This is a genomic window from Halosegnis sp. (assembly GCF_042216475.1).
In the GTDB taxonomy this organism is placed as follows: domain Archaea; phylum Halobacteriota; class Halobacteria; order Halobacteriales; family Haloarculaceae; genus Halosegnis.
In genome coordinates this window covers 78997-94394 of sequence record NZ_JBDGTV010000004.1, presented here as the reverse complement: position 1 = coordinate 94394, position 15398 = coordinate 78997, and the positions used below count along the sequence as shown (strand labels likewise).

The following is a 15398-nucleotide window of genomic DNA, read 5'->3' as shown; positions in this document are numbered from 1 at the left end:
TCACTCAGCAGAGTCGCCGGGGCGCTCGCGGTCGACGGTCGCACCCTCCCAGTCGCGGTCGGTGTGGTACCCCTCGCGGCGCTGTGCGCTCGGGGCAACGCGGATGAACTCCGCCCGCTTGCGCGCCTCCGAGATGGTGTGACCGCCACAGTAGGAGAGCCCAGAGGCAACGCCGGCGGCAAACTCTTCGACGACATCCGCTACCGGCCCTTTGTACGGCGTCAGCGCTTCGACTCCCTCGTCGGCCCGTACCTCTCTCTGCTTGTCCTCACGGGCCTCGCCCGCAGCCGTAGTTGCCATCCCCCGCGACCGCTTGTACCGGGTGCCGTCCACCTCGACGATAGGGCCCGGCGCCTCTGCAGTGCCTGCCAGCAGACTACCGCACATTACCGTGTCTGCGCCCGCCATCAGCGCCTTCACCGCGTCGCCGGACGAGCGGATACCCCCGTCCGCACAGACGGTCACCCCGTGGGCGGCCGCGGCGTCCGCGCAGTCGTCGACAGCCGTCAACTGTGGGACGCCCGCCCCCGCAACTTTCCGAGTCGTGCAGTGCGAGCCAGGGCCCAAACCCACCTTCACGCAGTCGGCCCCCGCGCTCGCGAGGTCGGCCACCCCCTCGGGGGTCGCGACATTGCCCGCGACCAGCGGCATGTCCGGGAACTCGTCGGCCATGTCCGCGACGGCCGCCAGCACCCGCTCGAGGTGGCCGTGGGCGACGTCGACCACGAGCGCGGTTGCCCCTGCCTCGACGAGCCGCTCACACCGGTCGAGATACGCCTCGTCGACGCCGACGGCCGCAGCGACCCGCTCACCGTCCGCGCGGACAGCCGCGACCTGCTCGGCTTGATTCGCGGGCGCAAGGAATCGGTGAATGACGCCGAGACCGCCCGCCTCAGAGAGCGCGCGCGCCAGTTCTGCCTCCGTTACCGTATCCATCGCCGCGGAGACGAGCGGCGTCGACAGATCGACCTCCGGCGTCAGCGACGTCGTGAGGTCGACATCACGCCGACTGTCGACGGGTGACCGTTTGGGGACCAGTAGTGCGTCGCCATAGCTCAGTCCGGTACGCAGGTCGTCCATGCCCCGAGTGAGTTGCCGTCTCAGCCGCATAATCCCAACGGCGAAACGCCGGCACGCGACCGTCAGGGGAGGGACCGCCGCATGACAGTCGCGCTCGACGGACAGATATCGGCGAACTGCCGCGTCTCGCGGACTGAGGCGGGCACCGTCTCGCGGTTGACGGTCTCGAATCCCCGTCGCGCGAAGAACGCGTTTGCGGTTGTCGTTAGCAGATAGCAGGTCTCGAACCGGTCGGCCGCCTGGTCGAGTAGACCGGTCACCATCGCCGTCCCGTAACCGTTGCCGCGCTCGGGAGCGGGGACGGCGACGGATCGGAGCAGACACGCCTCGCCGCAGGGCTCCAATCCGCCGACTGCGACGACCCGGTCGTCCGCCCGGCCAAGATAGAACGTCACCGAGCCGCCCGCCTCAACGTCGGCTGTCGGCAAATCGGCCCTGTCTAGCAGTCGGGCGACTATCTCGATGTCGGCCGGGGTGGCCTGCTTGAGGGTGAGACTCACCGCATCAGTTCGCCGCCGTTGACGTTGAGCGTCTCGCCGGTGACGAAGCCGGCGTCCCGCAGGTACGCCACAGCGTCGGCGATATCCTCTGGTCGACCGTAGCGGCCCCGCGGAATGGCCGCCAGTTCCTCGCGCTTCTCGGCCTCGCTCCGGTCGCTCGTCATGTCCGTCTCGACGTGGCCCGGCGCGACCGCGTTTACCCGGATCTCCGGCGCGAAGTCGCGGGCGTGGCTCTTCGTCAGTGACAGCAGTGCCCCCTTCGAGGCCGCATAGTGACACTCGACAGCCGCGCCGGTGTACGCGAGGATGGAGGAGACGTTCGTCACCGACGGGGCCGCACCCGCCTCTGCTGCCGCGTGGAGGTGCGGGAGCGCGGCTTTCGTGCATGCGAACGCCGAGTTGACGTTCACGTCTGTCACCCGGTCGAAGTCCGCCGGCGACAGGTCGGCGGTGTAGACGTGCTGGTCGATACCGGCGTTGTTGACGAGGTGGGCGACCCCACCCAGTTCGTCGGCCGCCCGCTCGAGCAGGTGGGCCGCCGCGTCGGGGTCGGAAACATCCGCACCGACGACGACTGCCTCGACGCCCTCTTCGCGGGCGGCGTCGGCCACTTCGTGGGCGGCTGACTCACTCGTGTGGTAGTTCACCGCGACATCGTAGCCGTCGCGGGCAAAGCGGAGCGCAACCGCGCGGCCGATGCCGCGCGAAGAACCGGTGATGACTGCACTCGACATACCCGGCCGTGGGCGGCAACTGTCTTCTAACGTCCGGTCCGGATGGCCTCCTCGGCGGCTGCCAACGCCGCCTCGGAATCGAACGATTCGACGACCGTCCGCAGAGTCGTCTCGTCGCTCCCCTGCAGGTCGCGGGCGTGGGCAGTGACGTTCGGCACCGCCCGGATGATGTTGTCGATGATAGGAATCGCGGCGGTCTGTGCCGACCGTGACAGCGGGTTCAGATCGACGACGATCTCTGTCTTCCCCATATCGGCAAGCGCCTCAGCACGGTCACCGTCCTCCAGCGGCACGAGTACGACATCAGCACGCTCGATACCGTCGGCATCGACCGTCGCGCGGGCGTGGTCGAGGCCGGGGATCTCGCCGTCGGCCGCGAGTCCCTTCACCGACTCGGCGCCATGCTCGCGGAAGTGGGCGGCGATGCGTTCCATCCGCTCGCGGGTCCGGTTGAACAGGTTCACCTCGATGTCGGCGCCGACGACCGCCGCGAGTTCGACCACCTCGCCGGGCACCAGTGCCGCAACATTGCCGTTCACCGAGACGACGGGATGGTCCGCGAGGAGGAACTGTGCTGCGGCGGCGCGGGCGGCCTCGTCGGCGCTTGGGAGCGTCCGCTCGCCGAGCAGGTAGTCGTATGCCTCGCCGCGCCCCTGGGCGATGAGCCCCTGGCGGGAGGTGATACCCTTCTCGAGGCCGGCCTCGATGCGGTGGCGTGTCAGCAGCGACTCGTAGCGCGGGTGCGACTCCGGAATCTCCGTCTCGTCGTCCGGGTCCGCGGGCACCTGCGGCTCCTCGCTCATACCGGCTCTCGGAGACGGGTCTACATAACGGCCGGGTTACGTCGACACGTCAATCAGCCGCGCGCCCGTGGCAGCGATCTCACAGACAGACGGGTCGTAGCCCGCCGCCGAGAGCCCCGTCCCGAGACAGAACGCCGTCTCGCCGAGCATCGCCATCGAGGCGGTTCCGCCGGCCTCGTCGACGGCCGTCAGCACTGACCGCAAGTCGTCGGTGAGCAGGTCAACCGACTCCGCAAACTGCCGTGAGGCGGCCACGAATGCCGCCGGTGTCGGTGTCTCTCTGACGGTCGACAGTGCCCGGTCGCCCGCCGTCGCCAGCGCGTCCGTTTCGCCGGCGAGCGTGTCGGCCGTCGATAGTTCGCCTAGCGAGAGGTACTCCACACGCGACCGGGCGGGGATTCCGTCAAGCGACCCGTGGCCGGGTGCGCCCGCATCGGTCCGGAGTGGGAGGCCTCCCCGCGCCTGCGCGACCACGTCACCCAGCCCCGTCCCCGACTCCACCTCCGCGCGGTGGGCGAGGCCTACGAGGTCGTTCTCCGAGCGCTCGAGGCCGAAGGCGGCCGTCGCTGCCAGCGCCGTCCCCAGCGTTACGGCGCCACTGACGCCGAACCCGGCCCCGAGCGGGAGGGGTGTTTCACAGGAGATGCGCGCCTCGACGCCCAGCGCTGTGAGCACGCGCTCGACCGGCTCGATACGCGTCGGGGCGCCGCCAAGCGTAAGCCCACTGCCCGGCTCGACGGTGACGGTGACGCCGTCCGAGAGGGCAACACCGCCGCCCCGCGAGCCGGCCCTCGCGGGGTCTTCGTCCGGTGCCGGCGCAAAGAAGCCGGTGACGTGGCCGGGGACGAACGCCGTCGCCGCGGGCATCTAAGGGCTGAGCCGCTGACGGTCCCGAGGGAACAGCACCGCCTCGCGGATGTTGTCCAGCTCGAGCATCGTCATCACGAGCCGCTCGCCGCCGAGTCCCCAGCCGGCGTGGGGCGGCATCCCGTAGCGGAACATCTTGGTGTAGTACTCGAACTGCTCGGGGTCGAGCCCCTGCTGTTCGAAGCCCTCAATGAGCTGGTCGTGACGGTGTTCGCGCTGGCCACCCGACACGAGCTCCATCCGCGGGTGCATCATGTCGAACCCCGTCGAGAGGGTCTCGTCGTCGTCGTGGTCCTTGATATAGAACGGCTTGATATCGGCCGGCCAGTCTGTGATGAAATAGTGCCGACCGACGTCCTGCCCGAGGGCGTGTTCCCCTTCTGTCGGCAGGTCGTCGCCCCACACCAACTGCTCGTCGAGCGCGCCGGTGGCGTTGATCCGTTCGATGGCCTCCTCGTAACTGAGACGGGGGAACGAGCCCTCTGGGACCGTGAAGGAGTCGGCAAGCCCGAGCGTCTCCAGCTGGTCGGTGCAGTTGTCGGCGACCGCTTCGTAGGCTGCGGTGACGACCCGCTCACAGGCGTCCATCGCCTCGTGGTGGTCGTAGAACGCCGACTCGAAGTCGATGGACGTCGCCTCGTTGAGGTGGCGCGGCGTGTTGTGTTCTTCGGCGCGGAAGATGGGACCGACCTCGAACACCCGTTCCAGCCCGGAGCCGACCATCAGCTGCTTGAATAGCTGTGGCGACTGGTTCATGAACGCCTCCTCGCCGAAGTAGGTGATTGGGAACAGCTCCGTCCCGCCCTCGGTGCCGGTGGCGACAATCTTCGGTGTGTTAATCTCCGTAGCCTCCAGCGCGCGGAAGGCATCGCGCACCCCACGAAGCACCTCTGCGCGAATCTCGAAGATAGCCTGTGCCTCCTCGCGTCGCAGGTCAAGCGTGCGGTTGTCGAGCCGCGTTGGGAGCTCCGCGCCCACCTTCCCGGAGGGGTCCAGTGGCAGCTGTGTGTCCGCAGAGGCCACCACCTCAACAGAAGATGGGACGACCTCGACGCCGGTCGGAGCCCGTGGCTCCTCCTTCACCTCGCCGTCGACACGGACCACCGACTCACGGTTAGCGTCGAGTGCCGTCTCCACCATCTCGGCGTCCATCTCATCTTTCTCAAGTTTCACCTGTATCTTGCCGGCCGTGTCCCGAACAATGAGGAAGGCGATGCCGCCGAGATCGCGCAGCTCGTGGACCCAGCCTGCGACCGTGACGGTCGTCCCCGGCTCCGCGTCGCTCGTGTACGTGCGGTTTTCCATACGACTGCTTCTCGCGTAGCCGACTTAAGCCCGGTCTTTCCCCGATGGCAGCGAACAGAAGTGCGAACGCCGCATCGGAACACTCGGTGTCCAACCGGCGCCAGCCAGCGGTCTCTTGACGAGCTACGCCCCGGGAACGCCGAACGCCTGGATACCAAGCTGGAACACAGCATTCAGTACAAACAGCATGATGAGCGCGGATAGCCAGGCGCCCGCACCGACGACGAGAGCCCGCAGCCAGCCGCCAGGGTATCGCCAGTTGATCACCCCGACCCAGACGACTAGCGCGACGATCGACCCGACGAGCGGAATCCACGACACGAGCGCCCACGCGATGGCGCCAAGCAGGGCAGTGACGACCGCACGGGAGTAGTCGTCCACGCCGGCGATGAGACTGGCACTGGCGTGAATTGCGAGCCCGCCAACGAGCAGCGCGACGAGAAAGGTGACTATCGATTCGACGAACGGGACAGGCACGTGTACCCTTCCAAGTTCGACGACGTAAGACTGCTGGCTCGGCAAGCGCGCCGGTGGGTCACTCCTGCTCGTCGGACCGCGATGCGGCGTTCTGTGTGCGACGCGCGTCCTTCGCGCCCCTGACTGTCTCGCGGACGGCGTCAGCGCCGGCGTCGTGAATCAGGTCGCCGACGATGACCGTGTCGGCATGCCGGCCCATCTCGTAGGCGGCATCGTAGTCGCCGACGCCGCCGCCATAGAAAACAGCCGTCTCTTCGACCGCGTCACTCGCGGCTGCAACCACCGCTGGATCGCCCAGCATCCCAGAGTACTCGATGTAGAGAATCCGCTGACCGAACATCCGCTCTGCCACCTCTGCGTAGGCGGCGACATCGCTCGCATCGAGCGCGCAGTCAGCCTCCGTGTACTCCGCGACCGAAGAGTCCGGGTTGAGAACGACGTACGCTTCGGTGAACGTCCGCGACCAGTCGATGTCGGCGTCTTCCTTCACCCAGTGGCGGTGAGCACCCGTCGTCCAGAATGGGTCTCTGGCATTCAGCACGATGGGCACCAGATACCCGTCTAACCCGTCGGCATGGACCACCGCGCCGGCGTGGGACGGCTCGATGTAGCAGTCGACCCCGTGGTCGGCACACGCCTCCAGACACGGCTCGACAAACCGCTCCATCTTCGCTTCCGTCATCCCCGTCGTCCCGCCGATTTCGACCGCGTCCGTGCCAGTCGCGCAGACATCGTCGAACGTCTCGTCCCCGTACAGATCCTTGTCGGGGTCGAGTTTGACAATGTGGTCCCAGTCTGCCCACGGTGCCGTCATACCTGCGGGAACCGCACGCGCCGGCAAAACCCCTTCGGATGGACCGACCGACGGCGGCCGAACCATCACGGCTTTCATGACGGCGCGTGAGCCCTCATCTATGGGCGACGAGCCAACGGTCCCGGTCCGCTGTGAGGAATGTGGGACGGAGACGCGCGTCCCGCTCACCGACGTCGCCGACGCCATCGAGCGTCACAACACTAATCGCCATGACGGTGAACAGGTTGCGGGTGTCGATGAGGCGGTCCGCGAGCACATTGCCGACCTTGCGGCCAATGATCTCGGATTGACCGACTGAGCCCCCCACAATTTTCGCCGCGGACCCGTAGGTTCAGTATGGCCACGCGTCGTCATGGCGACGACCCCCTGGCACGGACCCGCGAACGGATGCCCGTTGTTGAGTCGCTCCGGGCGGAGTTCGCGGAGACAGAGCCGCTCTCCGGACTAATGGTCGGTGTCGCCTCCCACCTCGAACCGAAAACCGGCGTCTACCTCGAGGCGGTCCGGGACGCTGGCGCACGCGTTCTCTTTACAGCCTCGAACCACGAGAGTACCCATGCAGATGTCGTCGACCATCTCGCTGCCCAGTCTGGCTTGGAGCCGTTCGTCGAGGCTGAGATGGACCAGACCGAACTCGACGCGGCCCGGCGGGATCTGTTGGCTCGCGAACCTGAGCTGCTGCTCACGGACGGAGCGCAGCTGCTCGCGCTAGCGTACGCAAGCGACGTCCCGACCGACCAACTGCGGGGCGTCGCCGAGCAGACCACCTCCGGCGTCCATCGCATCGAGGCGATGGCAGACGACGGGACACTCACTGTCCCCGCGCTCGCAGTGAACCATACCCCTGTCAAACACCGGTTCGACAACGTCCACGGCACCGGCGAGAGCGCACTCGCGAATCTGATGGTGACGACAAACCGTGTGACAGCTGGCAGTACCATCGTCGTCGCGGGTTACGGTTACGTCGGCCGAGGCATCGCCCGCAAGGCTCGAGCGCTGGGCGCCGAGACGCTCGTGACGGAGGTGGAACCACGGGCGGCGCTCCGGGCCCACATGGACGGCCACGACGTTGTCCCGATGGCTGAGGCCGCCCCTCGCGGTGACGTGTTCATCACCGCGACGGGGAGCTGTCGCGTCCTCACTCCAGATCACTACCGCGCGATGGCCGACCGCGCACTCGTCTGTAACGCTGGCCACCGCGCGGTCGAACTCGGTGTCGACAAGCTGCGCGAGTTGGCAGTCGCGACTGAGGCCGTTGGGGAGGGCATCACCCGGTTTGAACTTCCGGACGGTGACCATGTCGACCTGTTTGCGGACGGCGAGCTCGCGAATCTCGCCGGCCCGTACGCGCAGGGGCACCCTGCGGCAGTGATGGACACCACCTTCGGAGCGCTACTGCTCGCGGCCCGCAGTCTCGTCGAGACGGATCGGACGCCCGGCGTCTACGAGCTACCCGACGAACTCGATCGTGAGGTGGCCGAGCGGAAGCTGGCAGCCCACGGCGTCGACATCGACGAACGGACGTCGCTCCAGTCAGCCTACGAGAACGCGTGGCGCCGCGAGCGACTGCTCGCCAACCACGAGGAGTGAGAGTGAAGCCGTCGGGGGCCGAGGGCTGACCGTGCGCAGCCTCACGACCGATTATGACCCACTCGACCGCCTCCTCGCGGCTACCGACGCTGACGCGTTTATCCACGTCGGTGACCGATCTGATCCTATCCAACTGTATTTGACACGCTTCCACGGGCCCGACCGACCGTACGCGTTCGTCTACGACGGAACTGCGCGGCTGTGTGCTCCGGCGCTGTTCGCCGAGCAGGCGCGCCGCGAGTTCGACGGCCAGGTCGTCTCTGCCAGCACGCAGACCGAGCGCGACCCCGCACTCCGGGCGGCGACACTCTGCCCGGCGGAAGCGACCATCGCCGTCCTGCCGTCGCTTGCCGTCGAACACATCAAGCGACTCGAGGATGCCGGAGGTGTCGTCGAGACGGTCGATCCGGCGCCGCTAGCCGCTGCCCGCCGGCGGAAGCGACCGGCCGAGCGGGAGCGACTCCGGCGCGTCCAGCGGGCGACGCAGGCTGGGATGGCCCGCGCTGAGCGGGTGCTCGCGGCTGCAACACCCGACGGCGACGACCTTCGCTGGGAGGGCGCACCGCTCACGACCGAGCGCCTCCGTCGGCAGGTGAACGCGGCACTCGCTGAGCGAGGGGTGACTGATGCCGTCAATACCGTCATCGGCGCGGGACCGACCTGCGCCGACCTTCACTTCGTCGGTGAGGATGCCATCCACCCAGGCGAGACGGTGCTACTCGATGTCAGCCCTCGCGGCCCGGATGGCTACCACGGCGACTTCAGCCGGACGTTCGTCGCCGGCGATCCTGGCGAGTGGGAGCAGGCGGCACACACGGCCGTCGATGCCGCACTCAAGGCGGCACTCGAGGCGCTCAGCGACGGCGCTGGCACCGAGGGCGCGGCAGTCCGGGCGGCCGTCGACGAAGCGCTGGCTCTCCATGATATCGACGAGGCAGAGATGACCCACGGGCCGGGCCACGGCGTCGGCCTTGCGCTACACGAATCGCCGGGCTACGACGGTCGGTTTCACGAAGGCGACATCATCACCGTCGAGCCCGGTCTCTACGACCCAGCGCGCGGTGGCGTCCGCCTTGAGGAGTTGGTCATCGTCCGGGCAGACGACATTGAGCGGGTCGGCGACTACCCGAGGACGCTCGCGCCGCGGCCAGACGCAGCCGATTGACATCCTCCTCCGCGTGAACGCGGAGGAATCCCGACCGCAGTTGGGATAATAAGCGCTGAGTGACAGGCCGTCGTCAGTCGGCGAACTTCCCGGGGGCCTGCGTCCAGTCCCACGACTGGTAGCGCACCGACGGGTCGGCACCCTCGGGGATGATTCCGTAACGGGCCAGTAGTCCGACCGGGTCGGCGAAGTCACCATGATACCAGAGGAACAGCCGGGGGAGCCGAACCTCACCGGCATCTGGGTCGTAGTCGACGGTCGACGCCAGGTACGTCTCGCTGGCGCGGTCCAACTGTGCGTCTACCTCGTCGGGGTCGTAGTAACGGACCGCCGGACAGGAGGCGGCCCCGCAGTTGAGCGCGAAGTGGACCCGTGGGTCCAACGCGAGCCGATAGCGGTCGATGAACGGTCCGTCAGCGAGTCGGGGCAGGTACCCAAGGCCGTACTTCGAGCGGGAGCCGCGCAGGATGCCGTGCTCGATATCGTCAAGGCTGAGGGGAGTGCCAGCGACGGTAATGGCTTCGGCTCGGAAGAACCGTACCATCCGGAGTGGACTCTCGTAGAGGCCAGGACGCTCAGCGAGTAGTCGCTGTGTAGCCGCGTTGTAGCAGTTGAGCCAGAAGGCGAGTGCCGCCGGTCGTTCCTCGCGGACTGGCTGGAGTGTCGCCTCCTCAAGAGTTGCGACAGCTGCAAACGCTTCCTCAACGCCCTCATCTTGACGGACAGCGTCGAGCAGTCGCCGCGAGTGGGCGACCGGATTGATCGGACGCTCACCGGCCGCCACTTCGGTCATACTGTCGATGGGAAGCCGCGAGACAAAGCCGTTGTGCGTCTGGGCGGGTCGGTCGCAAGCGTGTGTCCTCTGTGTCCAACCCCCACAGAACTAATTTACACTCGTCCTTGAACCGACCATGAGCGGCGACGCGCTGGCGACGACGACGAGCCTCTGTCCGACCTGCTTGGAGCGGTGCCCAGGCCACTACGAGCGCCGATCGGGGAGCGTCTACCTCACGCGGGAGTGTCCCGACCACGGCACGGCCAGTCGGAAGGTGTGGGGGTCGGTCGAGCACTGGAACTGGGCAGGGGAGCTCGGTCCGGAGTTCACCTCCGAGATTGGCGCCGACGAACCACTCTCGGTCGACAACGACCATGCCTGTCTCGCCGTCGTCGAGGTGACGACAGACTGTAACCTCTCGTGTTCATTCTGTTTCGCCTCGTCGGGGCCGGGTGGCGACCACCTCCCGCGCGAGGCGGTCCGTGATCGACTGAGGACTGTGAAAGCTGGCGGCGGGCCCCGACCGGTCCAGTTCTCCGGCGGTGAGCCGACCGTCCGCGATGACCTGCCAGAACTTGTTGCGGATGCCCGCGAGATGGGGTTCGACCACGTGCAGGTGAACACGAACGGAATTCGGCTCGCCGAGGAGGATGACTACGCACAGACGCTCGCCGACGCAGGGGTCACGGCCATCTACCTCCAGTTCGACGGGCTCAGTGCCGACACCCACGAGGCCATCCGCGAGGTAGACCTCACGGGGACGAAGACAGCTGCGCTGGAAGCCTGCCGGGACGCCGGGTTGTCGGTCGTGCTCGTCCCGACAGTGGTGCCGGACGTGAACGACGACGAGATGGATGAAATCGTCGAGTTCGCGCTCGAACACGTCGATGTCATCGAATCTGTCAACTTCCAGCCGGTCGCCCACATGGGCCGCTACGAGGAACACGACGGCCGGTACGCGCTCGACGACGCTGCTCGCGCGCTCGCGTCGCAGGTGGACGCGCTTGCGCCCCGTGATCTTCTGCCCATCCCCTGCTGTTCGTCCTACTGCCAGATGGCGACGGTTCTTCAACCGGCTGACGGGGACGACAGCGACCCGCTTCCACTCACAGGCCTCATCGACGACGAGGCGTTTGCGTCGCTGTCGGGCGTCGTCGATGAGGCTGACTGGATGGAACTGCTGGCGAACACGAAGACGGGCGGCTCGCGGGCCTGCTCGGCCGCAGGCTGCTGTGGGCTCGACCTGCCGGACGGCAGTGAGGCGCTGCTTGACTCTGTGCTTCCGATCTCGCTCACCGGGTTCATGGACGCCGACGCAGCCGACGTCGAACGGCTCGACAATTGCTGTATCTCCGTCCCGACGGCCGACGGCGATCTCGTCCCGTTCTGCGCGTACAACATGACGACCGACGACGGCGACTACGCGCTCAGAAACCGCAACGACTGGGGCGGGCGAACCGCCGTCGACGCACCGCTGCCGGAGCCGCCGGATGCAAGCGAGCAGGCGAGGGAACCTCCAGCGGAGACGGACGGCGGCCGCGAAGGCAGTGCGAGCGAGTGTGGCCCAGACTGTTGTGGGGGAGAGGGTCGGTGAACCTGCTCGGAGCCGCCATCGAAAACCCATGGGCGACGCTCCAGCGGCTGCTCGACGGCCCGCTCCACCCGGGGGGCCGCGAGGCGACCGGGCGGCTGCTCGACCGCGCGGGCGTCGACCCCGGGACACAACTCCTCGACGTTGGGTGTGGTGCCGGCGACGCGGTCAACCTCGCCCGTGAGCGGGGTGCCGCAGCTGTCGGCCTCGACGCCGACCCGACCAGCGCGCCAACCGACGCTGTCGTCCGTGGCGACCTCGGCCGACTTCCGGTCCGGACGGAGAGCGTCGACGTCGTCCTCGCGGAGTGTGTGCTCTGTCTGGCTGCCGACCTCGACGGAGCGCTCGCAGAGGCCAAGCGGGTGCTTGTCCCGGGGGGTCGGCTGGCACTGTCGGACATCGTCGTTCGTGGCACCCCACCGAACCTCCCAGATGCCCTCGCCGAGCCACTGTGTCTGACCGGCGACCGCCACCCTGACCAGCTTGTCGAGTCCGTCGAGCAAGCTGGACTGTCCATCGTTGACAGTCGCGACCACCCAGAGGACCTGCTCGCGATGCGCGATCGCGTGCGCTCGCGGGTCGATTACGAGCGGCTATTAGGGGCAATGGGCGAGCGCGGACAACGGATGCTGGAGGGCATCGAGCGGCTGGAGGCAGCCGTCGAGTCGGAGCAGGTGGGCTATATTTCTGTTGTTGCCGAGCGTTAACCCTTCCGGCCACGAGCGATGACAATGCTGCCGGCATTGTGCGTCTCAACAGTGCTGTCGGCGAACGTCTCTCGGACAGTTGCAGCCAGATCAACTTCTGGGACCCAGTCGGTGAGCCGCCGTGAGACGGGAATAGCGACGGCATTGAGCGCTCGCGCGGGCCACCGCTGGAACGGCTGGGCGTCAAGCAAGACGAACCGACCACCCGATCGGAGGGCATCGTGGGCCGCGCGGACGACAGCCGCCGGCGCAGGGGTCGCGCTCGTTGACATTGCGGCATAGACAGCATCGACAGCCCCGTCTGAGACTGGCAGTCGGCAGGCGTCACCCCGGACAACGTGGACGTTTCCCCACGTGCTCGCCTTTTCTCGTGCAGTCTTAACCATCCCCGCACTGGCGTCAACGCCGACAACGGCGCCCGCGTCGCCAACCCGCTCGCGCAGTGGCGAGAGGCTGTTACCCGGGCCGCAGCCGAGTTCAAGCACCCGCTCGCCAGCCGTCGGCGCCAGCACCGCCAGCGACCGTTCGCGCAGACGCCGCTCGCGGCCGAGAAACGCCGCCGCATACAGGGCGTCGAGCGCCCGTGGATGACGGCTCCACCAGTCGTAGACGGCACTCATCCGTCGTCGGGCGCCATCCCCTTGGCCGCCAGTTCCGCCAGCGCAGCGTCTGTCTTCGCGAGATCGAGCCCCATCCCTTCGAGCACCGCGTCGGTCTTCGAGAACTGGACCTCGGCGTACTCGACGACCTGTATCCGGTTCCCCCAGGGGTCGTGGAAGTCGAGTCCATTCGTCTCCAGTCGCTCGACGCCCGTCTCCTCAAGGCGGCGCTCGACGGCGTCGCGATCGTCGACCACCAACCCAATGTGACGCGTCTCGTCGGCAGCGGTTTCGCCGGCCGCCAGCGCGATGAACTGGTCGCCCATGTCGATGAACGCGGCGTGATCGGTGCGGCCACGCAGGTCGACTGCGAACAGCGAGCCGTAGAAGTCGACGGCCTGCTCGACATCTTCCACCGGAAGCGCAACATGGTTGATGCCGACAGCCCGAGGGAGCTCCTCGTCGGTGTTGCTCATGCCGACCGTGGTGCCGCCACTGTGGAATGGCTGTCGGCTCAGGCCGGCCTGATGCGAACAAGGACATCGTCACGGGCCAGCGGAAACCGGCCGTTAGCACGGCCATCCCGGTTTGATGTAACTGCGTACAGCGCGCCATCGGGCCCCTGCTCAAGATGGCGGACCCGTCCAAGCGCGTCCGGCAGCAGGTCGTGGCTCGTCACGGTGTAGGTGTCGTCGAGCCAGTCAGCGTCGTGGCGGCTGCCCGTCTCGCCCAGCGGCGGGAGGTCACCGCCGGCTGGTGTCAGGGTGAATGCCTTGACGCGCTGGCTGGCGAGACAGCCAACGAGCAGTCGCCCTGAGAGGGATTCGACCGACCCCGTGTAGAAGACGCTCCCGGACGGCGCCCATGTCGTCGACTCGATAAGCGAACTCGCGGCCGGTCGGCGATACTCTGTCTCTGCATACTCGGCCGGCTTGCGGGCAGCCGGCCAGCCGTAGTTGCCGCCCGCGACGAGCCGGTTCACCTCATCCGGGCCGGGCCCGTGTTCGTCGATGACGGGTGTCGCATCGGGGAGCCACCCGATGCCCTGCGGATTCCGGTGGCCCATCGTGTACACCTCCGGCGCAGCGAAGCCGGGGTTGTCAGGCGCCGGCTCGCCTTCGGGTGTTACCCGTAGCACTTTCCCCGCCAGCGACCCCGGGTCTGCCGCCAACTGTTTCTCGCCGGTGTCGCCCGTCGTCACCCACAGGTAATTCGCGGGGCCAAACGTGATGCGCCCGCCATTGTGGATGTTGCTGGCAGGCATCTCCAGCAGCGTCTTCGTCGCTGCGCCGGGGTCGGCGGCGCTCGCGTCGAAGTACGCCAGTCGGTTGCGCCGCTCGCCATCAACGACGACAGTGTAGTAGACGTAGACGAGTGGTGGCTCTGGATACGACGGATGGACGGCCACGCCGAGCGTGCCGCCCTCGCCGCCTTTCACGAACCACGACCGCTCATCGCTACCCGGCGGGACGGACCCGGCATCGATGGCGCCACGCGGCTCCGTCGCGTCGACCACCTCACCGGCCTGCAGCCGGAGCACCCGTCCGGTCCGCTCGGTGAGAAACGTCTCGCCGTTGCCGGCGAAGGAGATGTCCCACGGTATCTCAAGATTCTCTACGAGCACGTCCACCTCGTAGTCGCCCTCTGGGCTGGTCGCGGGCGCAGTCCAGTCTGGATTGTAGCCGTCCCATGCCGTCGGGTCGTGTGGGAGGCTCGTGTCGTAATCAGGGGTCGTCGCTGTCGACGTCGCGGTGTCGGTCGCGGCCGATGTCTCGCGTGCCGATGTCGAAGCCGAGTCTTCAGTACCGCTGCACCCTGCCAGCCCCGCCGCCGCGAGCGCCAGCGCTGCCCGCTGCGTCAGCCGTGTCATTAGCCGCTTCTGGAGTGGACGCGATAAGTCTCTTCGGCTCAGGAATCGCGAGATGTCGCCCGACGACCGGTCGCCTCCTCGATGGTCAGCTCGTAGCCGGTTACCGGGAGCCGGCGGTCGCCCATCTCCGAGAGGTCGGGCGTCCAGGCGTTGTCGCTGATGGACGCGCCCACCTTGTCCCATGACTCAGGGGGAACCTCGGTCAGCGGACCGGCAGCGAGGACACTCCGCCAATCAGTGCGGCCAGCCACCTCGTAGACGACCAAGCAGGCGCGGTCGGTCGCGGCCGCGTACGACTCCTTGCGACTCGTCTCGCCAAACATGTAGAAACCAAACAGCGCGCGACCGGTCTCGTAGCCGAACGAGACGGGGACGGCGTAGGCGTCGTCGCCGTCAGCGAGCGACAGCACGCCGGTCCCCTGCTCGCGGAGAAAGCGGTCAATCTCGGCGTCGCTCATCGGCGTGGCCGCGCGCTCATCGGACATGTTCGGGGTTACACCGGCCAGCCGAATAAGCGCGGC

At 67.5% G+C, this 15398-nt stretch carries 18 protein-coding genes; 5 read left to right on the top strand and 13 right to left on the bottom strand.

Annotated elements, in window-relative coordinates:
* From ABEJ63_RS02020 to ABEJ63_RS01985, 8 genes are all read right to left on the bottom strand, one after another.
* On the bottom strand, window positions 1-1080 hold the full coding sequence (locus tag ABEJ63_RS02020) for a guanosine monophosphate reductase (protein WP_375794675.1): 1080 nt from the start codon (window positions 1078-1080) through the stop codon (window positions 1-3).
* Window positions 1081-1142: 62 nt separating this feature from the next.
* Entirely contained in the window at window positions 1143-1580 is a 438-nt protein-coding gene (gene arsN2 / locus ABEJ63_RS02015; protein WP_375794674.1) for an arsenic resistance N-acetyltransferase ArsN2, read from the bottom strand.
* A complete protein-coding gene (locus tag ABEJ63_RS02010; protein ID WP_375794673.1) occupies window positions 1577-2314 on the bottom strand; it encodes an SDR family oxidoreductase in 738 nt (245 codons plus the stop codon). Before ABEJ63_RS02010 ends, arsN2 begins: the two co-directional genes overlap by 4 nt.
* A gap of 26 nt (window positions 2315-2340) precedes the next feature.
* Window positions 2341-3117, bottom strand: a complete 777-nt coding sequence (locus ABEJ63_RS02005) for a 4-phosphopantoate--beta-alanine ligase (protein WP_375794672.1) — start codon at window positions 3115-3117, stop codon at window positions 2341-2343.
* 36 nt (window positions 3118-3153) lie between these two features.
* Window positions 3154-3984, bottom strand: a complete 831-nt coding sequence (locus ABEJ63_RS02000) for a pantoate kinase (protein ID WP_375794671.1) — start codon at window positions 3982-3984, stop codon at window positions 3154-3156.
* On the bottom strand, window positions 3985-5289 hold the full coding sequence (gene aspS / locus ABEJ63_RS01995) for an aspartate--tRNA(Asn) ligase (RefSeq protein ID WP_375794670.1): 1305 nt from the start codon (window positions 5287-5289) through the stop codon (window positions 3985-3987).
* Between the two features lie 123 nt (window positions 5290-5412).
* The gene (locus tag ABEJ63_RS01990; protein WP_375794669.1) at window positions 5413-5766 is read right to left on the bottom strand and encodes a hypothetical protein; all 354 of its coding nucleotides are present in this window, start codon (window positions 5764-5766) and stop codon (window positions 5413-5415) included.
* A 58-nt stretch (window positions 5767-5824) separates the two neighbouring features.
* Complete coding sequence (locus tag ABEJ63_RS01985) at window positions 5825-6580, bottom strand: phosphoglycerol geranylgeranyltransferase (RefSeq protein WP_375794668.1); 756 nt, start codon at window positions 6578-6580, stop codon at window positions 5825-5827.
* Between the two features lie 100 nt (window positions 6581-6680).
* Here ABEJ63_RS01985 and ABEJ63_RS01980 point away from each other — a divergent pair, with 100 nt between their 5' ends.
* The 3 genes from ABEJ63_RS01980 to ABEJ63_RS01970 are packed head-to-tail and all read left to right on the top strand — an operon-like array spanning window position 6681 to window position 9335.
* On the top strand, window positions 6681-6878 hold the full coding sequence (locus tag ABEJ63_RS01980) for a hypothetical protein (RefSeq protein ID WP_375794667.1): 198 nt from the start codon (window positions 6681-6683) through the stop codon (window positions 6876-6878).
* Window positions 6879-6916: 38 nt separating this feature from the next.
* Entirely contained in the window at window positions 6917-8170 is a 1254-nt protein-coding gene (locus ABEJ63_RS01975) for an adenosylhomocysteinase (RefSeq protein WP_375794666.1), read from the top strand.
* A gap of 31 nt (window positions 8171-8201) precedes the next feature.
* Window positions 8202-9335 (top strand): M24 family metallopeptidase, encoded by a 1134-nt coding sequence (locus ABEJ63_RS01970; protein WP_375794665.1) that lies wholly within the window; start codon window positions 8202-8204, stop codon window positions 9333-9335.
* A 73-nt stretch (window positions 9336-9408) separates the two neighbouring features.
* On the opposite strand, the gene ABEJ63_RS01965 is transcribed toward ABEJ63_RS01970, so the two are convergent.
* Window positions 9409-10128 (bottom strand): DUF547 domain-containing protein, encoded by a 720-nt coding sequence (locus ABEJ63_RS01965; protein WP_375794664.1) that lies wholly within the window; start codon window positions 10126-10128, stop codon window positions 9409-9411.
* A gap of 118 nt (window positions 10129-10246) precedes the next feature.
* Here ABEJ63_RS01965 and ABEJ63_RS01960 point away from each other — a divergent pair, with 118 nt between their 5' ends.
* On the top strand, window positions 10247-11704 hold the full coding sequence (locus ABEJ63_RS01960; protein WP_375794663.1) for a radical SAM protein: 1458 nt from the start codon (window positions 10247-10249) through the stop codon (window positions 11702-11704).
* Window positions 11701-12408 carry a class I SAM-dependent methyltransferase gene (locus ABEJ63_RS01955; protein WP_375794662.1) on the top strand — a complete coding sequence of 236 codons (708 nt, stop codon included), beginning with the start codon at window positions 11701-11703 and terminating at the stop codon, window positions 12406-12408. Before ABEJ63_RS01960 ends, ABEJ63_RS01955 begins: the two co-directional genes overlap by 4 nt.
* Here the strand turns inward: ABEJ63_RS01955 and ABEJ63_RS01950 are convergent.
* The 4 genes from ABEJ63_RS01950 to ABEJ63_RS01935 are packed head-to-tail and all read right to left on the bottom strand — an operon-like array spanning window position 12405 to window position 15362.
* Complete coding sequence (locus ABEJ63_RS01950; protein WP_375794661.1) at window positions 12405-13028, bottom strand: class I SAM-dependent methyltransferase; 624 nt, start codon at window positions 13026-13028, stop codon at window positions 12405-12407. The genes ABEJ63_RS01955 and ABEJ63_RS01950 overlap by 4 nt on opposite strands.
* Window positions 13025-13483 carry a VOC family protein gene (locus ABEJ63_RS01945; protein ID WP_375794660.1) on the bottom strand — a complete coding sequence of 153 codons (459 nt, stop codon included), beginning with the start codon at window positions 13481-13483 and terminating at the stop codon, window positions 13025-13027. The genes ABEJ63_RS01950 and ABEJ63_RS01945 overlap by 4 nt, the downstream gene beginning before the upstream one ends.
* A gap of 38 nt (window positions 13484-13521) precedes the next feature.
* Complete coding sequence (locus ABEJ63_RS01940) at window positions 13522-14877, bottom strand: PQQ-dependent sugar dehydrogenase (RefSeq protein ID WP_375794659.1); 1356 nt, start codon at window positions 14875-14877, stop codon at window positions 13522-13524.
* A gap of 38 nt (window positions 14878-14915) precedes the next feature.
* Window positions 14916-15362, bottom strand: coding sequence for a pyridoxamine 5'-phosphate oxidase family protein (locus ABEJ63_RS01935; protein WP_375794658.1), 447 nt, complete (start codon window positions 15360-15362; stop codon window positions 14916-14918).
* Between the last annotated feature and the right edge of the window lie 36 nt (window positions 15363-15398).